The sequence below is a fragment of the Streptococcus sp. HMSC078D09 genome, from assembly GCF_001813675.1.
In the GTDB taxonomy this organism is placed as follows: domain Bacteria; phylum Bacillota; class Bacilli; order Lactobacillales; family Streptococcaceae; genus Streptococcus.
The window spans coordinates 24,052-43,808 of the sequence record NZ_KV813678.1; the positions used below are offsets into that span (position 1 = coordinate 24,052).

20 protein-coding genes are annotated in these 19,757 nt (G+C 38.0%); 14 read left to right on the forward strand and 6 right to left on the reverse strand.

The window, feature by feature from the left end:
* Nucleotides 1-10: 10 nt before the first annotated feature.
* Nucleotides 11-1,636 carry an ABC-F family ATP-binding cassette domain-containing protein gene (locus HMPREF2926_RS09605; protein WP_070587629.1) on the reverse strand — a complete coding sequence of 542 codons (1,626 nt, stop codon included), beginning with the start codon at nucleotides 1,634-1,636 and terminating at the stop codon, nucleotides 11-13.
* 205 nt (nucleotides 1,637-1,841) lie between these two features.
* On the opposite strand from HMPREF2926_RS09605, the gene trpS reads away from it, so the two are divergent.
* Together trpS and guaB are read left to right on the forward strand one after the other, a co-directional pair.
* Nucleotides 1,842-2,870, forward strand: coding sequence for a tryptophan--tRNA ligase (gene trpS / locus HMPREF2926_RS09610; RefSeq protein ID WP_003002236.1), 1,029 nt, complete (start codon nucleotides 1,842-1,844; stop codon nucleotides 2,868-2,870).
* A 143-nt stretch (nucleotides 2,871-3,013) separates the two neighbouring features.
* Nucleotides 3,014-4,495, forward strand: a complete 1,482-nt coding sequence (guaB, locus tag HMPREF2926_RS09615) for an IMP dehydrogenase (protein ID WP_070587632.1) — start codon at nucleotides 3,014-3,016, stop codon at nucleotides 4,493-4,495.
* 45 nt (nucleotides 4,496-4,540) lie between these two features.
* Here guaB and recF read toward each other — a convergent pair whose 3' ends face one another.
* Both recF and yaaA read right to left on the reverse strand, forming a co-directional pair.
* Nucleotides 4,541-5,635: a DNA replication/repair protein RecF gene (gene recF / locus HMPREF2926_RS09620; protein WP_049495794.1), complete on the reverse strand. Its 1,095-nt coding sequence runs from the start codon at nucleotides 5,633-5,635 to the stop codon at nucleotides 4,541-4,543.
* Nucleotides 5,635-5,997: a S4 domain-containing protein YaaA gene (gene yaaA, locus HMPREF2926_RS09625; RefSeq protein WP_024054765.1), complete on the reverse strand. Its 363-nt coding sequence runs from the start codon at nucleotides 5,995-5,997 to the stop codon at nucleotides 5,635-5,637. The genes recF and yaaA overlap by 1 nt, the downstream gene beginning before the upstream one ends.
* Before the next feature lie 155 nt (nucleotides 5,998-6,152).
* On the opposite strand from yaaA, the gene yfmF reads away from it, so the two are divergent.
* The 8 genes from yfmF to HMPREF2926_RS09665 all read left to right on the forward strand — a co-directional run bounded on the left by yfmF (nucleotide 6,153) and on the right by HMPREF2926_RS09665 (nucleotide 12,938).
* Nucleotides 6,153-7,400, forward strand: a complete 1,248-nt coding sequence (gene yfmF, locus HMPREF2926_RS09630) for an EF-P 5-aminopentanol modification-associated protein YfmF (protein WP_070587855.1) — start codon at nucleotides 6,153-6,155, stop codon at nucleotides 7,398-7,400.
* Nucleotides 7,401-7,408: 8 nt separating this feature from the next.
* Complete coding sequence (gene yfmH, locus HMPREF2926_RS09635; RefSeq protein WP_070587635.1) at nucleotides 7,409-8,683, forward strand: EF-P 5-aminopentanol modification-associated protein YfmH; 1,275 nt, start codon at nucleotides 7,409-7,411, stop codon at nucleotides 8,681-8,683.
* Nucleotides 8,684-8,709: 26 nt separating this feature from the next.
* Nucleotides 8,710-9,117, forward strand: coding sequence for a helix-turn-helix domain-containing protein (locus HMPREF2926_RS09640; protein ID WP_023919990.1), 408 nt, complete (start codon nucleotides 8,710-8,712; stop codon nucleotides 9,115-9,117).
* Between the two features lie 31 nt (nucleotides 9,118-9,148).
* A complete protein-coding gene (gene pgsA, locus HMPREF2926_RS09645; RefSeq protein ID WP_003009208.1) occupies nucleotides 9,149-9,688 on the forward strand; it encodes a CDP-diacylglycerol--glycerol-3-phosphate 3-phosphatidyltransferase in 540 nt (179 codons plus the stop codon).
* Nucleotides 9,689-10,513 carry an energy-coupling factor ABC transporter ATP-binding protein gene (locus HMPREF2926_RS09650; protein ID WP_070587638.1) on the forward strand — a complete coding sequence of 275 codons (825 nt, stop codon included), beginning with the start codon at nucleotides 9,689-9,691 and terminating at the stop codon, nucleotides 10,511-10,513. It abuts the gene before it with no gap.
* Nucleotides 10,498-11,340: an energy-coupling factor transporter ATPase gene (locus tag HMPREF2926_RS09655; RefSeq protein ID WP_070587641.1), complete on the forward strand. Its 843-nt coding sequence runs from the start codon at nucleotides 10,498-10,500 to the stop codon at nucleotides 11,338-11,340. Before HMPREF2926_RS09650 ends, HMPREF2926_RS09655 begins: the two co-directional genes overlap by 16 nt.
* On the forward strand, nucleotides 11,333-12,130 hold the full coding sequence (locus HMPREF2926_RS09660; protein WP_070587644.1) for an energy-coupling factor transporter transmembrane component T family protein: 798 nt from the start codon (nucleotides 11,333-11,335) through the stop codon (nucleotides 12,128-12,130). The genes HMPREF2926_RS09655 and HMPREF2926_RS09660 overlap by 8 nt, the downstream gene beginning before the upstream one ends.
* Nucleotides 12,131-12,287: 157 nt before the next feature.
* Nucleotides 12,288-12,938, forward strand: coding sequence for a LysM peptidoglycan-binding domain-containing protein (locus tag HMPREF2926_RS09665; RefSeq protein WP_070587647.1), 651 nt, complete (start codon nucleotides 12,288-12,290; stop codon nucleotides 12,936-12,938).
* A 24-nt stretch (nucleotides 12,939-12,962) separates the two neighbouring features.
* Here HMPREF2926_RS09665 and HMPREF2926_RS09670 read toward each other — a convergent pair whose 3' ends face one another.
* The 3 genes from HMPREF2926_RS09670 to sdaAB are packed head-to-tail and all read right to left on the reverse strand — an operon-like array spanning nucleotide 12,963 to nucleotide 15,147.
* Nucleotides 12,963-13,592 (reverse strand): HAD hydrolase-like protein, encoded by a 630-nt coding sequence (locus HMPREF2926_RS09670; protein WP_070587650.1) that lies wholly within the window; start codon nucleotides 13,590-13,592, stop codon nucleotides 12,963-12,965.
* 1 nt (nucleotide 13,593) lies between these two features.
* A complete protein-coding gene (sdaAA, locus tag HMPREF2926_RS09675) occupies nucleotides 13,594-14,466 on the reverse strand; it encodes an L-serine ammonia-lyase, iron-sulfur-dependent, subunit alpha (protein ID WP_003002222.1) in 873 nt (290 codons plus the stop codon).
* A 9-nt stretch (nucleotides 14,467-14,475) separates the two neighbouring features.
* A complete protein-coding gene (gene sdaAB / locus HMPREF2926_RS09680) occupies nucleotides 14,476-15,147 on the reverse strand; it encodes an L-serine ammonia-lyase, iron-sulfur-dependent subunit beta (RefSeq protein WP_023919982.1) in 672 nt (223 codons plus the stop codon).
* A 228-nt stretch (nucleotides 15,148-15,375) separates the two neighbouring features.
* Between sdaAB and HMPREF2926_RS09685 the strand changes: the two genes are divergently transcribed.
* The 4 genes from HMPREF2926_RS09685 to mnmG all read left to right on the forward strand — a co-directional run bounded on the left by HMPREF2926_RS09685 (nucleotide 15,376) and on the right by mnmG (nucleotide 19,756).
* A complete protein-coding gene (locus tag HMPREF2926_RS09685; protein WP_061604635.1) occupies nucleotides 15,376-15,918 on the forward strand; it encodes an aggregation-promoting factor in 543 nt (180 codons plus the stop codon).
* A gap of 204 nt (nucleotides 15,919-16,122) precedes the next feature.
* Nucleotides 16,123-17,244, forward strand: a complete 1,122-nt coding sequence (gene mnmA, locus HMPREF2926_RS09690) for a tRNA 2-thiouridine(34) synthase MnmA (protein ID WP_070587653.1) — start codon at nucleotides 16,123-16,125, stop codon at nucleotides 17,242-17,244.
* Between the two features lie 137 nt (nucleotides 17,245-17,381).
* The gene (locus tag HMPREF2926_RS09695; protein ID WP_021154145.1) at nucleotides 17,382-17,837 is read left to right on the forward strand and encodes an NUDIX hydrolase; all 456 of its coding nucleotides are present in this window, start codon (nucleotides 17,382-17,384) and stop codon (nucleotides 17,835-17,837) included.
* An 8-nt stretch (nucleotides 17,838-17,845) separates the two neighbouring features.
* Complete coding sequence (mnmG, locus tag HMPREF2926_RS09700; RefSeq protein WP_070587656.1) at nucleotides 17,846-19,756, forward strand: tRNA uridine-5-carboxymethylaminomethyl(34) synthesis enzyme MnmG; 1,911 nt, start codon at nucleotides 17,846-17,848, stop codon at nucleotides 19,754-19,756.
* Nucleotide 19,757: the final 1 nt, after the last annotated feature.

Sequence of the window (19,757 nt, forward strand, 5' to 3'; positions counted from 1 at the left end):
CTCTTTATTTTTATGATTGACTCCAAAGTTCTTTCACTTTTGCTTGAACTTCTTCATTTTCAAGAAACTCATCATAGGTTTCATCAATACGATCGATTACGCCGTTTTTTGAAAGAACGATAATATGGTTGGCGAGTGTTTGAATGAATTCGTGGTCATGGCTGGCAAAGATAATCGATTCTTTAAAATTCTTCAATCCATCATTCAAACTTGAGATAGACTCCAAATCCAAGTGATTGGTTGGATCATCCAGTACAAGAACATTTGACTTGAGGAGCATCAATTTAGACAACATGACACGAACTTTTTCTCCCCCTGACAAGACGTTGACAGACTTGTTAACTTCGTCACCCGAAAAGAGCATACGTCCTAAGAAACCACGAAGGAAAGTATTGTCATCTTCTTCTTTACTTGCAAATTGACGAAGCCAATCAAGAATACTTTCACCACCTGCAAAATCACGACTGTTGTCTTTTGGTAGATATGATCGACTAGTTGTAACTCCCCACTTGACAGTTCCTTCATATTCAATATCATCCATCAATGCACGGATTAAAGCGGTTGTTTGAATATCGTTCTGTCCGATAAGCGCGGTTTTGTCACCAGGACGTAAGATAAAGCTGATATTGTCAAGGATGGTTTCTCCATCAATCTTGACAGAAAGATTTTCAACTGTCAAGAGATCGTTACCAATTTCTCGTTCTGCCTTAAAGTTGATAAATGGGTACTTCCGACTAGATGGAACAATTTCTTCAAGTTCAATCTTGTCAAGCATTTTTTTACGCGAAGTTGCTTGTTTTGATTTTGAAGCGTTGGCTGAGAAACGTGCGACAAACTCTTGTAATTGTTTAATTTTTTCTTCAGCTTTTGCATTTCTATCTGCTTGTAATTTTGCTGCAAGTTCAGAAGATTCTTTCCAGAAATCATAGTTTCCGACGTAAAGTTTAATTTTTCCAAAGTCAAGATCCGCCATATGGGTGCAGACTTTGTTCAAAAAGTGGCGGTCGTGGGATACAACGATAACCGTATTTTCAAAATCAATCAGAAAATCTTCTAACCAGGTAATGGATTGAATATCCAATCCATTGGTCGGTTCGTCCAAAAGAAGGACATCTGGTTTACCAAAAAGGGCTTTAGCTAAGAGAACTTTCACTTTATCCCCATTGGATAACTCGCTCATAGTTTGATAATGAAGGTCTTCTGAAATATTTAGATTTTGAAGTAATTGAGATGCTTCACTCTCTGCTTCCCATCCACCGAGTTCGGCAAATTCACCTTCAAGTTCAGCTGCACGGACGCCGTCTTCATCAGAGAAATCTTCTTTCATGTAGATAGCATCTTTTTCTTTCATAATGTTGTAGAGCTTTTCATTTCCCATAATGACAACATCGATGACCCGCTCGTCTTCGTAGTCAAAGTGATTTTGACGCAAAACAGACAAACGTTCATCAGGGCCAAGAGAAATATGACCAGTTGTTGGTTCAATATCTCCAGCTAAAATTTTTAAAAAGGTTGACTTTCCAGCACCGTTGGCACCGATGAGACCGTATGTATTTCCTTCTGTAAAGTTGATATTGACATCGTCAAACAATTTTCGATCACTAAAACGTAGTGAGACGTCTGATACTGTAAGCAATGATTTTCTCCTCTTTCTATAATGTCTTCATTTTACTAGAAAATAGGGGAAAATTCAACTTTTTTACTGTCAATTTGTTTTTACAATGATGTAAACGAAATTGACAGTTTAGTAAAGTGTTAATTCCTTACAAACATAGAGGATAGACTAACATTTTCAACTAGAAAGTGCTATAATGATAGGGATAACGATTAAGGAGAAGAGTATGACAAAACCCATCATTCTGACAGGAGATAGACCGACAGGAAAACTCCATATCGGCCACTATGTTGGTTCTTTAAAAAATCGCGTCTTGTTGCAAAATAAAGACGAGTATAATATGTTTGTTTTCCTAGCAGACCAGCAAGCTTTGACAGACCATGCAAAAGATCCAAAAACGATTGTAGAATCTATTGGTAATGTTGCTTTGGATTATCTGGCAGCTGGACTAGATCCTGAAAAAGTTACGATTTTCATTCAAAGTCAGATTCCTGAATTAGCGGAATTGACCATGTATTACATGAATCTTGTATCTTTGGCGCGACTTGAAAGAAACCCAACTGTAAAAACCGAGATTTCTCAAAAAGGTTTTGGTGAGAGTATTCCAACAGGATTTTTGGTATACCCCATTTCACAAGCAGCCGATATCACAGCATTTAAAGCGAATTTTGTTCCAGTAGGAAATGATCAAAAGCCAATGATTGAGCAAACTCGTGAGATTGTTCGTTCCTTTAATCATGCTTATAATACAGATACTTTGGTGGAACCGGAAGGAATTTATCCTGAAAATGAAGCAGCAGGGCGCTTACCTGGTTTAGATGGAAATGCTAAAATGTCTAAATCGTTGAATAATGGCATTTACCTAGCTGATGATGCAGATACTTTAAAGAAAAAAGTGATGAGTATGTATACTGATCCTGATCATATTAAAGTAGAGGATCCAGGAAAAATTGAAGGTAATATGGTCTTTCATTACCTGGATGTATTTGGCCGTCCAGAAGATGCAGCTGAAATTGCAGAAATGAAAGAACATTATCAACGTGGTGGACTTGGTGATGTAAAGACCAAACGATATCTTTTAGAAATTTTAGATCGTGAATTAAGACCGATTCGTGAAAGACGTCTTGAGTTTGCAAAGGATATGGGCGAAGTCTACTCTATTCTTGAAAAAGGAAGTGAGCGCGCTCGAAATGTAGCAGCTCAAACACTGGATGAAGTAAAATCTGCGATGGGAATTACCTATTTTAAAAAATAAAACGACTTCATTAATAGCGAACATTTCTTTACTGCTCATTGATAATTTACCAATAAATGATTGACAAATTGCCATAGAATGGTATGATATTAACAATAAAAATTCGAGCCTTGCTCAAATAAAAAGAAAAGAGGATCCAGCTAATGTCTAATTGGGACACAAAGTTTTTGAAAAAAGGGTTTACATTCGATGACGTGCTTTTGATTCCAGCAGAAAGTCACGTATTGCCTAATGATGCAGATTTAAGTACACAATTAGCAAGTAATTTACGCTTGAATATCCCAATCATTACTGCTGCTATGGATACGGTGACTGAAAGTCAAATGGCAATTGCCATGGCACGTGCTGGTGGACTTGGTGTTATCCATAAAAACATGTCAATTGAGCAACAGGCAGATGAAGTACGCAAAGTAAAACGCTCTGAAAATGGGGTTATCATTGATCCATTCTATTTGACTCCGTCTCATACAATTGCAGAAGCAGATGAGTTGATGGGACGATATCGAATTAGTGGTGTTCCTGTTGTTGAAACACTTGAAAATCGTAAATTAGTTGGTATCCTTACAAACCGGGATTTGCGTTTTATTTCTGATTACAATCAACCCATTTCAAATCATATGACGAGTGAAAATTTGGTGACTGCACCAGTTGGGACTGATTTGGGAACAGCTGAACGCATTCTACAAGAGCACCGTATTGAAAAATTACCATTGGTAGATGAAAATGGTCGTCTTTCTGGCTTGATTACAATCAAAGATATTGAAAAAGTTATTGAGTTTCCAAATGCGGCTAAGGATGAATTTGGTCGTTTGCTTGTGGCTGGGGCCGTAGGGGTTACTTCAGATACTTTTGAACGTGCAGAAGCTCTTTTTGAAGCTGGTGCAGACGCAATTGTCATTGATACTGCTCATGGACATTCTGCGGGTGTTCTTCGTAAGATTGCAGAAATTCGTGCTCACTTCCCAGATCGTACCTTGATTGCAGGAAATATTGCAACTGCTGAAGGTGCTCGTGCATTATTTGATGCAGGGGTAGACGTAGTTAAGGTCGGAATTGGTCCAGGATCAATCTGTACAACTCGTGTTGTTGCAGGGGTTGGTGTTCCTCAAGTGACTGCCATTTATGATGCAGCAGCTGTAGCTCGTGAATATGGAAAAACGATCATTGCTGATGGTGGTATCAAGTATTCAGGAGATATTGTCAAAGCACTCGCAGCTGGTGGAAATGCAGTAATGCTTGGTTCAATGCTTGCAGGTACAGATGAAGCACCAGGTGAAACAGAAATCTTCCAAGGTCGTAAGTTTAAAACATACCGTGGTATGGGATCTATTGCAGCAATGAAGAAAGGTTCTAGCGACCGTTACTTCCAAGGATCTGTCAATGAAGCCAATAAATTAGTCCCTGAAGGAATTGAAGGACGCGTTGCTTATAAAGGTTCTGTAGCAGATATGGTCTTCCAAATGATCGGTGGTATTCGTTCAGGTATGGGTTATGTTGGTGCAGCAACCATTCAAGATTTACATGATCATGCACAATTTGTCGAAATGAGTGGCGCCGGATTGAAAGAAAGCCATCCTCATGATGTGCAAATTACAAACGAGGCTCCTAACTACTCGGCACAATAAATTTACACATTTGTAAATAAAAATAACAGCATCTTGACAGTATTGTCAAGATGCTGTTTTGATATGACCAGCTTGAACAGTGAAAATTTTCAACTCTTCAGGCAGTTCTTTTAAATGATCGAGAGTGGTCGTTGTAATAAATGTTTGAATATTATTAGAGATGGTTTCAAGTAGTTGAAGTTGACGATAATTGTCAAGTTCGCTCATGACATCGTCAAGTAATAAAATAGGCTTTTCTCTTGTGATTTCTTCCATCAATTCGATTTCTGCTAATTTTAGAGAGAGAACAACACTTCGATGCTGGCCTTGACTACCAAAGGTAGCATTCATATTATTGATAAAAAATGCCAAATCATCCCTGTGAGGCCCAATACTTGTTGTTTTCCTAAAAATATCCTTCTGACGGTTTTTTTCCAACATAGAGAGAAACTGCTCTTCTATATCATTTCCTTCTTCAGAAAAAACAGTTGACTGATATTGAATCGATAGGTCTTCTTTGTTGTCAGAAAGTCGAGTGTGTTTTTCTTTTGCTTTGGCTTCTAATTTCTTAATAAACTCAAGCCGATGATGGATGACGCGACTTCCAAAACTAGCTAGTTGTGAATCTAAGACCTCCAAAAATGTAGCATCAATTTTTTCCGAATTTTTTAGATAACTATTTCTTTGTTTCAGTACATGGTTGTATTGAGATAAGTCGGATAAATAGAGAGGTTTCATCTGACCTAATTCAATGTCAATAAACTTTCGGCGCCCTGCAGGTGATCCTTTGATCAGTTGCAAATCTTCGGGTGCGAAAAGGACAACATTCATATGGCCAATATAGTTTGATAATTTGGCTTGTTTCAAATGATTTACCTTAGTTATCCGACCTTTTGGTGTCAAGGAAATTTCTAATGGAAGGGGACCAGTTTCTCTTTGCAATTGACCAGAAACTTTAAAATCGGTGGATTCAAAATAGATGAGATCTCTATCATTTCGTGTTCGATGACTTCTGGTTAAAGCTAGAAAATAAATTGATTCGAGAATATTGGTCTTTCCTTGAGCATTTTGACCTAGGAAAATATTTAATCCAGGATGAAACTCGACTTCTAGTTCTTGATAATTACGAAAATGTTGAATGGATAAGTGTTTTAACCACATTAGGAGATACCAGGAAAGCGAATTGCTTTTTCTTTTTTGTTAGTCTTTGTCGGTTGTTTCTTTTGTTGTTGATTGAGTTGCTTGACAAGTTTAGCAACACGTTCCTTTTCTTCCTTCTCTTTAAGATGTTCTTCTATTTCTTCTTGAGAAGGTTCAAGAATGGTGATAGTCATGCTCAGTTCAGGAATGTCAATCTGATCATTGACACGAAGTTTACGGCCTCTCCGTTGTTCTAATTCACCATTCACAAAGACTTCTTTTTCTTGAAGAAAGGCTTTGATTGCACCACCACTCTGTATAATGCCGAGTTCTTTTAAGATTGCTTGTAATGTAATAAAGTCATCAAATAATTTGTAATTCATAGTTCACCTCTTTGCGTGTTATTATACCATATTTTTAGTTTTTCTAGGGTAGAGAATGTTGAGTGATTTGAGGAGCTTTTTCACAGTTTGAATTAGGATTTTAGTGTGATTTCGTGTTATAATGAAAGTTACTATTGAGTAGAACGAGGATGAAAATGGAATTAGTAAAGGGCGTGAATCTTCACTTTCTTCAATCAAAAAAATTTAAAACCAATAAAATTAAGGTCCGTTTTTCATCACCATTAGATGAAAATACCGTGGCTGCGCGTGTTTTAGTAGCCTGTATGATGGAAACTGCAAATCAAAAATATCCAACTTCACAATTATTCCGTGAAAAATTAGCGAGTCTATATGGGGTAGAATTGTCAACCTCAGTCTCTAAGAGGGGGCGTGTTCATTATGTTGATTTGAATATTTCCTTTGTGCGCGATGACTTTTTGAGCAAGAAAAATGTTCTTACGGATGAGGTTTTGGACATTATAGAAACTATCTTCTTTTCACCTTTGGTAGTAGAAGATCACTTTGACAGTGATACATTTGACGTTGAAAAGAAAAATACAATTTCCGATTTGGAGTCAGAAATTGAAGAGCCTTATTATTATGCACATGGGCAATTGAATCAACTATTTTTTGAAGACGAAACAATCGGGATGTCAAGATTGGGGAAAGTTGATTTAGTGAGACAAGAAACAGCTCAAAGTTCTCTTGAACAGTTTCATCAGATGCTCCAATTAGATAACATTGACTTCTTTTTCATAGGTGACTTTAATGAGGTCGCTATTGTGGATCGAGTGACCCAGTTTGAATTCAAGCCACGTGATAACAATTTGTCTGTCACCTATCAACAACCTTTTACAAATGTTGTAAGAGAAAAGTTAGAGCAAAAACAAAACCAACAATCTATTTTAGAATTAGGTTACCATTTTTCTACCCAGTATGGAGAATCTCTCCATATCCCTCTAGTTGTATTAAATGGGATGCTGGGAGCTTTCTCGCATTCGAGACTTTTTCAAATAATTCGTGAGAAAGAAGGCCTCGCTTATACAATCTCAAGCCATTTTGATATTTTTACAGGCTTCATGAGAGTTTTTGCAGGCATTGATAAGGAATCTCGTACGAAAGTAATGACCTTGATTATGAGACAGTTGAATGATTTAAAACGAGGCAAGTTTACAGAGTCAGAGCTTCAATTGACAAAAGAAATGTTGGTGAATACGACCTTATTAGCACAGGATCGGCAAAATACCTTGATTGAAAGGGAATATTTGAAAACGATCCTAGGAAAGAAAGTCCTTCCTTTAGAAGAGTGGTTAGAGTCCATCGATAAGGTTAGTAGAGAAGAAATTATTGAAGTGGCAAAAACAATTAATTTACAGTCTGTTTATTTTATGGAAGGAAAGTAGTGTAAAGATTGAAAATTAAAGAAAAATATTATGAATCAGTTGGTGAGCAAGTATACTTTACACGCTTGTCAAATGGGTTGACTATTCATTTAATTCCCAAAGAAGATTATTATGAAACCTATGGAATAATCACAACTAAGTTTGGCTCAGTGGATACACGAATTCTAGTGAATGGTGATGAAAGGCAATATCCTGCAGGAATTGCTCATTTTCTAGAACACAAAGTATTTGAAGATGAAAATGGTCAAGATTATTTAAAAAAATTCGTTCATTTAGGATCGGAAAGTAATGCCTTTACAAGCTTTACAAAGACAAGTTATCTTTTCTCAACAACTTCAAAGGTCCCTGAAAATATTCAATTGTTATTGGAGATGGTTTCAAAGGTTTCCTTTACAGAAAAATCTGTATCTAAGGAAAGAGAAATCATTCAACAAGAAATTGGAATGTACCAAGATAGTCCAGACTATCGATTATTTTTTGGTGCTTTAGAAAATTTATATCCTGGAACACCGTTAGCAGATGATATTGCTGGAACTAGGGAGTCTATTTCTGACATTACAATAGATAATCTCCGTGAAAACTTTGATCTATTCTATCATCCCTCTCAAATGCACTTATTAGTGATCGGAAACTTTGATGTTGATGAAGTATTGCAAGTAGTAAAGGAATATGATCTGGTTCCTCCTCATCCATCTGTGGAGTTAGAACGTTTTCCTGTAGAAAAAAATGAAGTAAGATTGAATCAATCTTGTAGAATGGAAGTTGCTACTCCTAAGTTGGCAATTGGAATTCGAGGAAATGATATCATTAAGGAAGAGGAAAAATTTCGTTATAAATTGATGTTGAAATTACTGTTTTCGATGATGTTTGGTTGGACTTCGCAACGGTTTCAAAGTTTATATGAAGCTGGGAAGATTGACAACTCATTGACACTTGAAGTCGAGGTTGAGGAATTATTTCATTTCGTTATTTTGACAATGGATACTCAAGAACCGGTGTCCTTATCTCATCAATTTAGATCAGCGATCAAACAATTTGAGAAGGATCCAGATGTCAATCAAGAACATTTGGATACGATTAAAAGCGAAATGTTTGGTGATTTCTTACAAGGTTTAAATTCGCTTGAGTATAGTGCTACTCAGTTTGAATATTTTTCAGACGGTAGCACTTCTTATGATCTTCCAAAGATTTTACAAGGTATTAGTTTACAAGATATCATCAAATTAGGGCGTCAGTTCATCGACCATGCTGATATGGTTGACTATATGATTTTTCAAAAGTAGTAAACAATGTATCAAGAAGGGAAAACATGAAGAAGAGAACGATTGGTCAAGTGTTAAGACTGTCAAGAGTGAATTTACACTTAAGTTTACAGGATGTGTCAAATAAGACAGCCATTGAAATTCCTTATATAGAAGCGTTGGAAAACGATGAGTTTGATCTATTACCGAGTCCCTTTTACGCTCAGATCTATCTTAAAAAGTTAGCATGGGCTTTGGGATTAGATGAGTCCATCCTATTGACAGCTTTTCGTGAAGGAAAAGAATTGTTATTTGATGAAGAGATACTTGTAGATGACGAAGAGCTTCATTCAAGAAAATTAAGACAGAAAGCGAGCTGGTTACCAATCCTGTATTATCTACTAGTTAGTTTTGTCATTCTTGGTTTTGTGATTTATATCGTATATTTTTATGAGTTTACAGCATCTGTAAAATAGATGTAAAGATAGTTTATTTTTTGGAGGAAGTATGAAAAAAGAAAATATTCCTAATGCATTGACATTAATTCGGGTTGTGATGATTCCTATTTTTATTGCCATTTTAAGTTTAAGTCACTCTTACTTAGGACATATTGTAGCGGCAGTTATTTTTGCAATTGCTAGTATTACAGATTATTTAGATGGCTTTCTTGCACGAAAATGGAATGTAGTTAGTAATTTTGGTAAATTTGCGGATCCAATGGCAGATAAATTATTGGTCATGTCAGCTTTTATCATGATGATTGAATTAAAAATGGTTCCTGCTTGGATTGCAGCCGTTATCATTTGTCGTGAGTTAGCTGTTACTGGTTTGCGTCTTCTACTTGTTGAGACAGGTGGTACAGTTCTTGCTGCAGCCATGCCAGGGAAAATTAAAACCTTTAGCCAAATGTTTGCCATTATCTTTTTGCTTTGCCATTGGACACTTCCAGGGCAAGTGTTGCTTTATATTGCATTGATTTTCACAATTTATTCTGGTTACGACTACTTTAAGGGAAGTAGCTATCTCTTTAAAGACACATTTAAATAAATGAAACAGATGATTGAGCTAAAAAATGTATCCTTTCGATACGATAAAACAGTAGAAGAGTATCAAATTGACACGGTTTCGTTTCACGTGAAACAAGGAGAGTGGCTTTCGATTGTTGGACACAATGGTAGTGGGAAATCTACAGTTGTACGCCTGATTGATGGCCTTTTGGAAGCTGAGTCTGGTGAGATTTACGTTGATGGAAAACAACTGACTCGTGAAACTATATGGGAAATTCGTAGTAAAATTGGGATTGTATTTCAGAACCCTGACAACCAATTTGTTGGTGCGACAGTAGAAGATGATGTTGCCTTTGGTTTAGAAAATCAAGGAATTCCACGGGAAGAAATGTTTCAACGTGTGGAGAAGGCTATTGAGCAAGTCGGTATGCTGGAATTTAAAGATCGCGAACCATCTCGTTTGTCAGGTGGTCAAAAGCAACGGGTGGCCATAGCAGGTATTATCGCCTTGAGACCAACTATTATTATCCTTGATGAAGCAACTAGTATGTTAGATCCAGAAGGCAGAGAGGATCTAATGGCGGTAATGAGAGAACTTCAGAAAAAATTTCAATTAACAATTATCTCCATTACCCATGATTTAACCGAAATTGCCTTAAGTGATCGAACACTCGTCTTTCAAAAAGGAAAACTAGAGTCTTCTATGACGCCGCGGGAATTGTTTTCAAGAAATGACCTTAATGAGATTGGACTAGATAAGCCTTTTAGTAAGCAGGTTCAAGAATCTCTCAGCTCGCATTTTCCGCTAAAACAGGATTATCTAACAGAAAGTGAGTTATTAGACCAACTATGGGAATCTCTTTAAAGAATGTCTATTATACTTATCAAGAGGGAAGTCCTTTTGAAGGGCAGGCGCTTTCTGATATTAGTTTGGAAATAAAAGATGGATCTTATACAGCCATCATCGGGCATACTGGTAGTGGCAAGTCTACTTTGTTGCAATTACTAAATGGTTTACTGCGTCCGACTACAGGAACGATTCAATTTGAAGATTTTGTTTTAGATAATCATTCTGAGCCAAAAGAAATGAAGTACCTGAGAAAAAAAGTCGGTTTGGTTTTTCAATTTCCAGAAAGTCAGCTATTTGCGGAAACTGTTCTAGCTGATGTAGCCTTTGGACCACAAAATTTTGGGGTACCTAAGGACAAAGCGGAGGAAATAGCCAAAGAAAAATTAGCGATCGTTGGTTTAGAAGAGTCTATCTATGATAAAAGTCCATTTGAACTATCTGGTGGACAAATGAGACGGGTTGCGATCGCGGGTATTTTAGCTATTGAACCAGAGATTTTAGTATTGGACGAGCCAACAGCAGGGCTAGATCCTGCTGGAAGAAAGGAATTGATGGCGCTGTTTGAAACATTACATAAAAATGGGATGACCCTAGTTCTGGTAACTCATACGATGGATGATGTAGCAAATTTTGCTGATACCGTATTTGCTTTGGAAGCGGGAAAACTTGTCCTAAACGGATCCCCAAGGAAAGTGTTTCAACAGGTTGAGTATTTACAAAAGCTTCAATTAGGAGTCCCACAAATTACGAATTTTGCTCTTCAATTGAAACGAAGAGGACTTCCTCTGGACAGACTACCAATCAAAATTGAGGAACTAAAGGAGCTGTTACTTCATGAATAATATGATTTTAGGAAGGTATATTCCTGGAAACTCCATTATCCACCAACTAGATCCTCGTGGGAAGTTGCTCTCAATGTTTTTATTCATATTTCTTCTGTTTTGGGCAAATAATATCCAGACAAATGTTCTTCTCTTTGGTTTTATTTTTGTTTTAATGTATCTAACGAGGATTTCGGTTAGTTTTTATGTCAAAGGCTTAAAATCAATGATTTTTATCATTGCTTTTACAACTATTTTTCAATTATTTGCGACCTCTCAAGGAACTATTTTGTATCAATGGTGGTTTTTTAAATTAACCGACCAAGGATTGATGCAAGCTACTATCATATTTTGTAGATTTATTTTAATCATTTTTTATTCGACGATTTTAACCGTGACGACGACACCATTGAGTTTAGCAGATGCTGTTGAAAAGATCCTTACCCCACTGAAAATTATTAAGGTTCCGGCTCATGAGATTGGGTTAATGCTATCTATGAGTTTGCGCTTTGTTCCAACCTTAGTAGATGATACGAATCGAATCATGAATGCGCAGAGGGCACGTGGTGTTGATTTTGGTGAGGGAAATCTATTAAAAAGGATCCGTTCCTTTATTCCGATCCTCATTCCTCTATTTGCTTCTAGTTTTAAACGCGCAGATGCATTAGCAATTGCGATGGAAGCGAGAGGGTACAAAGGCGGTGAGGGACGAACACGCTATCGGACTCTGCAGTGGGGAGTAAAAGATACTCTGGCATTGCTCGTTATTCTGTGCCTCATGTTGATAGTTTTTTATCTAAAAAATGGATAGAGCTAGTTGTATTGGTTCAAAAATAAGGAAAAAGCGCTATACAAAGCGCTTTTTACATTAAATTCACATATTCTTGTAACATTTGTAATATATTCTACAATAAACTGTAACATTTTGTGTGTATGATAGAATTATGTTCGAAAGGAGAATAGAATTCATGAACAGTAAAAAGTTCCAATGGACAGTCACTTCCCTACTTTCAGCAGCATCACTTTTCATTTCTGGTATTGCTACAGTGAATGCTGAAACTTACGAAGTGAAGTCTGGAGATACTCTATCAAAAATTGCACTAGAAAATAACACTTCAGTAGAAAATATTATTGCATCTAACAATCTGACCAATGAAGATTTGATCTATGCAGGACAAATTATTGAGTTAGGTGAGCGTTCAAAATCTATGATTGATAAAGTTGCTCCACAAGAGCAAGCAAAAACTGCTGAAAGTGCACCTACAGCAACTGCAACAGCACAAGCTGCTCAAAAACAAACAACTTATGCAGCAAATGCTGCAGTGACTTCTGCACAATCAACAAATGGTGGAATTGTTCTATCAAATGGAAATACTGCTGGAGAACAAGGATCTTATGCGGCTGCTCGTATGGCTGAAATGACTGGCGTACCTGCTTCTACTTGGGAAGCAATCATTGCCCGTGAATCAAATGGTCAAGTAAATGCAGCAAATGCTTCTGGTGCTAGTGGTTTGTTCCAAACAATGCCAGGTTGGGGTTCAACTGCAACAGTTGATGATCAAATCCAGGCTGCATACAATGCATATAGCTCACAAGGTTTATCTGCTTGGGGTTATTAAAAAATAGGTTTACAATTTGTAAACCTATTTTTTTAATGTCTCAAGAATGTCAAGTGGAGAGTGACAAATAAAATCTGGTGAGTAAAGAAGTAGCTCTTCAAGATCTCCAAATCCCCAAGTGACGGCCATGGTTTTTATGCCCACTGTTTGACCTCCAATGAGGTCAAATTTTGTGTCTCCAATAATCACTGTCTCCTCTTTTGGAAGGTCATTGATTGACAAGGCGTATCGAATGACATCGGCTTTGTGGATACGATCTGAATTTGATCCATAAATTCCTTTAAAGTATTTAGCAACACCTAAATCTTGACACATCTGTAAAGCCACTGGTTCATGTTTTGAAGTGGTTACATAAAGAGGAATGTTTTCGTCTTGTAATGCTTTCAAAGCTTCTACGATCTGAGGAAACAGAGTTGATTTGTATTGACCTTTTTTATGATAATACTGGCGATAGAGCGTCACTGCTTGATCTACTAAAGTTTCCGGAAGTGTAGCTTCAAAACTAGAAATCAAAGGTGGTCCCATAAAACTACGGATGGTTTTGAGATCGGGTTGAGGAACCTTCAAAGTATCGAATGTATGTTGAAAGCTCTCTGTAATTCCCTTGGAACTGTCAACTAATGTTCCATCTAAGTCAAAAAATAAGGCTTGCATGCTATTCTCCAAATATCTCTTTTTGTAATCTACGTCCGGTTGGTGTTGCTGCCAATCCTCCTTCAGCTGTTTCTCTAAAGGCAGTCGGAAGACTAGAACCAACTTGGTACATGGCGTCAATCACTTCATCAACAGGTATTTTTGATTCAATACCTGCTAAGGCCATATCAGCAGCAATGAAGGCATAGCTAGCTCCCATTGCGTTCCGTTTAACACATGGAACTTCCACGAGTCCTGCTACTGGATCACAAATGAGGCCAAGCATGTTTTTGATGACAAAACAGACTGCCTGACTCGCTTGATAAGGAGTTCCCCCAGCAGCTAGTGTCAATGCTGCCGCACTCATAGCTGAAGCAGAACCAACTTCTGCTTGACAACCACCTTCTGCACCTGAAATAGAAGCATTATTTGCGATCACTAAACCAAAAGCTCCAGCTGTCAGTAGAAAATCTAATTGTTGCTGACGGTTTAACCCTAATTTTTGAGTTGCTGCAGTGAGAACTGCGGGAAGGCAGCCAGCAGATCCTGCAGTGGGTGTTGCGCAGACCAGTCCCATCTTAGCATTATGTTCGTTGACAGCAATAGCATTCTTCGCTGCGGTTAGGACGGTCAAGTCAGATAACGTTTTTCCTGATTTGATATAGCGATCTAATTTTGCGGCATCCCCACCGGTTAACCCACTACGAGAGTGGTTTTCATTTAATCCTAACTTTACAGAATCAATCATCACTTCTAAATTACGGGTCATTAATCGTAGGACTTCTTCTCGTTCACGACCAGTTAGTTCAAATTCAGTTGCAATCATTAACTCTGCAACGTTTCCTTCGTATTGCGTGCTTGCTTGTTCTACGAGGTCTACAATTGAATAAAACATATGAACTCCTTATTTGAAAAAGTTGACATTATGAAGATGAGGAATTTTACGGATATCATCGATAGCTGCTTCACAACTCCTTGAGTCAACTTCTATAATCATAATCGCTTTTTCTCCAGCTTTTTCTCGTGTTACATTCATTTGTGCAATATTAATATCATAGCGAGAAAGAGCTTCTGTGACATGAGCGATCATTCCAGGGACGTCCTGGTGAACAATGATAATGGTTGGAGTATTCATATTTAGCGAGATAGCAAAGCCATTTAACTCAGTAACCTGTATGTTCCCACCACCAATTGAGATTCCAGTGACAGAAATCGTTTTATGATCATTTTTAACAGTAATAGTCGTTGTGTTTGGGTGAGGAGCATTGCTTTCTTTTTGAATAGACCAAACAATCCGAATGCCTCGTTCATGTGCAATTTTTAGACTATCTGGGATTCTAGGATCATCTGTGTCCATTCCTAAGATGCCTGCTACTAAGGCTAAATCTGTTCCATGACCACGATAGGTTTTAGCGAAGGAATTAAATAATTGGAACTCAACTTCTTTTGGCTCCTCTCCAAAGATAGAAGAAACAATTTTACCAATTCGAACAGCACCTGCAGTATGACTACTGGATGGGCCAATCATCACAGGTCCAATAATATCAAAAACTGATTGGAATTTTAAAGAGTTCATGCTCTGCTCCTTTGTGATCACTTTACTTCATTATATCAGATATGGCTGATGATTTCTTCTATTTTTCCCGAAATATCTGAGAAATCTTAAAGGGGGCTTAAAGCATTTATATTATCCTGGATTTTTAGTATTTCTAACATCTGACTGAAATATTTGACATATAATTTCAATAAATATGAAATATTTCTTGTGTAGTATAGAGGTATACCAATAAAGGAGTACATAATAATGAATAAAAAACAAATGATGAAACGAATTATTGGACTTAGTTTACTTGCAGGACTTTTCCTTCCAATTGTAGCGAATGCAGATTCTTATACTGTCAAATCAGGTGATACTTTATCAGCTATTGCTAAAGAGAAGAACACAACGGTTGATGCAATTGCTAAGAAAAATAAGATTAGTAACGTGAATCTCATCTCAGTTGGTCAAGTTCTTGAGATTGAAGATGCAAATACAACGCAGAAAACCACGGAGCAAGCTCCTGCTAGTAAAACTGATACTACACAAGCAACAACTACTGTCTCTGCTTCAGATGGCTTGAGTGCGGAAGATGCAGCTGCTAAGGAATGGATTGCCCAAAAAGAGTCAAGTGGTAGTTATACAGCACAAAATGGCCAATATTATGGTCGTTATCAATTGACTATCACTTATTTGAATGGTGATTTATCACCTGCAAACCAAGAAAAAGTGGCCAATCAATATGTTGTCAACCGTTATGGATCATGGTCAGTAGCTAAAAATTTCTGGTTAGCAAATGGCTGGTATTAAATTCGTTTGAAAAGAGTTCTTGAATAGGACTCTTTTTAAATTTACAGACTTGTAAACCCATCGATCCTGATCAACAAAAAGAATAGTAAGATGCTTGTTTTCTAATATAAAGCGTGTTAAAATGGTAACTGCTCAAAACGACCTTCAATCGTTGAAGCAAACCACGACCTTCAATCGTGAGAAACGAAAAGATGGGAGAAATCTATGAGTGATAACTCGAAAACACGTGTTGTTGTTGGTATGAGTGGTGGTGTGGATTCATCTGTAACGGCTTTATTATTAAAGCAACAGGGTTACGATGTCATCGGCATCTTCATGAAAAACTGGGACGACACAGACGAAAATGGCGTATGTACAGCTACAGAAGATTACAAAGATGTAGCAGTGGTTGCAGACCAAATTGGCATTCCTTACTATTCTGTCAACTTTGAGAAAGAATACTGGGATCGTGTCTTTGAATATTTCCTTGCCGAATACCGAGCTGGTCGAACACCAAATCCGGATGTCATGTGTAATAAGGAAATCAAATTTAAGGCCTTTTTAGATTATGCTATGACACTCGGTGCAGATTATGTAGCGACAGGGCACTATGCGCGTGTGGCGCGTGATGAAGATGGCATTGTTCATATGTTACGCGGCGTTGACAACGGGAAGGACCAAACTTATTTCTTAAGCCAGCTGTCACAAGAACAACTTCAAAAAACCATGTTCCCATTGGGACATTTGGAAAAGCCAGAGGTTCGTCGTCTAGCTGAAGAAGCTGGATTAGCAACAGCTAAAAAGAAAGACTCAACTGGGATTTGCTTTATCGGAGAAAAGAATTTCAAAGAGTTTCTCAGTAACTACCTACCTGCTCAGCCAGGCCAAATGATGACCGTAGATGGACGAGATATGGGTGAACATGCCGGTTTGATGTATTACACGATCGGTCAGCGTGGTGGTCTTGGAATTGGTGGACAACAGGGTGGAGACAATGCTCCATGGTTTGTAGTGGGGAAAGACCTTAGTCAAAACATTCTTTACGTTGGTCAAGGCTTCTATCATGAAGCACTGATGTCAACAAGTTTACAGGCTAGTCAAGTTCACTTTACACGAGATATGCCTGAAGAACTTACGTTAGAATGTACAGCTAAGTTTCGCTATCGCCAACCAGATTCCAAGGTGACTGTACATATTAAAGGTGACAAGGCAGAAGTGATTTTCGCAGAACCTCAACGGGCTATTACACCAGGACAAGCTGTTGTTTTTTACGACGGGGAAGAGTGTCTAGGCGGTGGCTTGATTGATAATGCTTATCGAGATGGAAAAGTTTGTCAGTATATTTAAATTGACAAATTTTCTCAATTTGCTACAATAATAAAAGCAATAGAAATGATGGTCAAAGCTCATGGATGTTGCAGGCTTTTTTGTCCTGCACTTCTCAGAGTTTTGACTATTTTTGTGTGATTTTGAAAGGAAGTAAAATGAGGCAACAGGATTTTCGTACGAAAATAGGTTCTACTGTTTTTGGCGTGAGAGCGACTGCTTTGATTGTAAAAGATAATCGCTTGTTCGTCATAGAAGATGAGGACGGCTGTTATACAATCGGAGGTGCTATTCAAGTCAATGAAACTACAGAAGATGCTGTAGTTCGGGAAGTCAAAGAGGAACTTGGTGTCACATCTACAGCAGGTCCGTTAGCTTTCGTGGTTGAAAATCACTTTGAACAAGCTGGAATCCACTACCATAACATTGAATTTCATTATTTGGTGGACTTGCTGGAAGATGCACCTTTGGTCATGCAGGAAGATACAAAGCAATTACCTTGCCGCTGGATTGCTTTAGATGATTTACACACTGTTGACCTGAAACCAGCCTTTTTAAAATCAGCCCTACCAGAATGGGACGGAAAATTACGACACATCCATCTTGAGAAATAGGAGAAAAAATGACTTATAATTTTATTGAAGAATACGATATCATTGTAATCGGTGCTGGGCATGCAGGAGTAGAAGCCTCTCTAGCTGCTAGCCGTATGGGTTGCAAGGTCTTACTTGCGACTATTAACATTGAAATGCTAGCTTTTATGCCTTGTAATCCATCTATTGGTGGATCTGCTAAAGGGATTGTTGTCCGTGAAGTAGATGCACTTGGCGGAGAAATGGCGAAGAACATCGATAAGACCTACATCCAAATGAAAATGCTCAATACTGGTAAAGGTCCTGCGGTTCGTGCACTTCGCGCTCAAGCAGACAAAGAACTTTACTCAAAAGAAATGCGAAAAACGGTTGAAAACCAAGAAAATTTGACCCTTCGCCAAACCATGATTGATGAGATTTTGGTGGAGGATGGTAAGGTTGTTGGTGTAAGGACTGCGACTCACCAGGAGTATGGGGCAAAGGCTGTTATTGTCACTACTGGGACAGCTTTACGCGGAGAAATTATCATTGGAGATCTCAAGTATTCGTCAGGACCTAATCATAGTCTAGCTTCTATCAATTTAGCTGATAATCTCAAACGGCTAGGATTAGAAATTGGACGTTTCAAAACAGGGACGCCACCTCGTGTAAAGGCATCGTCAATTAATTATGACGAAACGGAAATTCAACCTGGAGATGAAGCTCCAAATCATTTTTCTTATACATCGCGCGATGAAGATTATGTAAAGGATCAGGTTCCTTGTTGGTTGACTTATACGAATGGTCATAGTCATGAAATTATCCAGAATAATTTACACCGGGCACCTATGTTTACAGGTGTTGTAAAGGGAGTAGGCCCTCGCTATTGTCCGTCCATTGAGGATAAAATTGTCCGTTTTGCTGACAAAGAACGTCATCAACTATTCTTAGAACCAGAGGGACGAAACACAGAAGAAGTCTATGTTCAAGGGTTGTCAACGAGTTTACCAGAGGATGTTCAGCGGGATCTCGTCCATTCTATTAAGGGACTTGAGAAGGCTGAAATGATGCGAACCGGTTATGCGATTGAGTATGATATGGTTCTTCCACATCAATTGCGAGCAACACTAGAAACTAAGAAAATCTCAGGTCTCTTTACAGCAGGCCAAACCAATGGAACATCTGGCTATGAAGAGGCCGCTGGTCAAGGGATTGTGGCAGGGATTAATGCTGCGCTGAAAATCCAAGGAAAACCAGAGCTCATCTTGAAACGGAGTGATGGTTATATTGGGGTCATGATCGATGACTTGGTGACTAAAGGAACAGTTGAGCCCTATCGTTTGTTAACCAGTCGTGCTGAATATCGTTTGATTCTTCGTCATGATAATGCAGATATGCGCTTAACAGAAATCGGTCGCGAGGTTGGTTTGGTTGACGATGAACGTTGGGCACGTTTTGAAACCAAGAAGTATCAGTTTGAAAATGAAATGAAGCGCCTTGACAGTATCAAGTTAAAACCTGTAAAGGAAACGAACGAGAAGGTTGCAGCACTAGGCTTTAAACCTTTGACAGATGCTGTCACAGCCAAAGAATTCTTGCGAAGACCAGAAGTCTCTTACCAAGATGTGGTAGAATTTATAGGTCCTGCAGCTGAAGAACTGGATGATAAAATCATTGAATTGATTGAAACTGAAATTAAATACGAAGGCTATATTTCAAAAGCAATGGACCAAGTCGAAAAAATGAAGCGTATGGAAGAAAAACGAATTCCTGCGAATATTGACTGGGATGATATTGACTCCATCGCAACCGAAGCGCGTCAAAAATTTAAATTAATTAATCCAGAAACGATTGGTCAAGCAAGTCGTATCTCAGGTGTCAATCCAGCGGATATCTCTATTTTAATGGTTTACTTGGAAGGTAAATCTCGGAGTATCTTCAAAAGCAAGGCAAACCACTAAT

Coding starts and splice junctions, on each gene's coding strand:
- HMPREF2926_RS09695 (WP_021154145.1), top strand. CDS start 17,382: ATGAGGCAACAGGATTTTCGTACGAAAATAGGTTCTACTGTTTTTGGC.
- HMPREF2926_RS09650 (WP_070587638.1), top strand. CDS start 9,689: ATGAAACAGATGATTGAGCTAAAAAATGTATCCTTTCGATACGATAAA.
- HMPREF2926_RS09685 (WP_061604635.1), top strand. CDS start 15,376: ATGAATAAAAAACAAATGATGAAACGAATTATTGGACTTAGTTTACTT.
- HMPREF2926_RS09670 (WP_070587650.1), bottom strand. CDS start 13,592: ATGCAAGCCTTATTTTTTGACTTAGATGGAACATTAGTTGACAGTTCC.
- HMPREF2926_RS09660 (WP_070587644.1), top strand. CDS start 11,333: ATGAATAATATGATTTTAGGAAGGTATATTCCTGGAAACTCCATTATC.
- HMPREF2926_RS09665 (WP_070587647.1), top strand. CDS start 12,288: ATGAACAGTAAAAAGTTCCAATGGACAGTCACTTCCCTACTTTCAGCA.
- sdaAB (WP_023919982.1), bottom strand. CDS start 15,147: ATGAACTCTTTAAAATTCCAATCAGTTTTTGATATTATTGGACCTGTG.
- sdaAA (WP_003002222.1), bottom strand. CDS start 14,466: ATGTTTTATTCAATTGTAGACCTCGTAGAACAAGCAAGCACGCAATAC.
- yfmF (WP_070587855.1), top strand. CDS start 6,153: ATGGAATTAGTAAAGGGCGTGAATCTTCACTTTCTTCAATCAAAAAAA.
- HMPREF2926_RS09655 (WP_070587641.1), top strand. CDS start 10,498: ATGGGAATCTCTTTAAAGAATGTCTATTATACTTATCAAGAGGGAAGT.
- mnmG (WP_070587656.1), top strand. CDS start 17,846: ATGACTTATAATTTTATTGAAGAATACGATATCATTGTAATCGGTGCT.
- pgsA (WP_003009208.1), top strand. CDS start 9,149: ATGAAAAAAGAAAATATTCCTAATGCATTGACATTAATTCGGGTTGTG.
- yaaA (WP_024054765.1), bottom strand. CDS start 5,997: ATGAATTACAAATTATTTGATGACTTTATTACATTACAAGCAATCTTA.
- recF (WP_049495794.1), bottom strand. CDS start 5,635: ATGTGGTTAAAACACTTATCCATTCAACATTTTCGTAATTATCAAGAA.
- mnmA (WP_070587653.1), top strand. CDS start 16,123: ATGAGTGATAACTCGAAAACACGTGTTGTTGTTGGTATGAGTGGTGGT.
- guaB (WP_070587632.1), top strand. CDS start 3,014: ATGTCTAATTGGGACACAAAGTTTTTGAAAAAAGGGTTTACATTCGAT.
- trpS (WP_003002236.1), top strand. CDS start 1,842: ATGACAAAACCCATCATTCTGACAGGAGATAGACCGACAGGAAAACTC.
- HMPREF2926_RS09640 (WP_023919990.1), top strand. CDS start 8,710: ATGAAGAAGAGAACGATTGGTCAAGTGTTAAGACTGTCAAGAGTGAAT.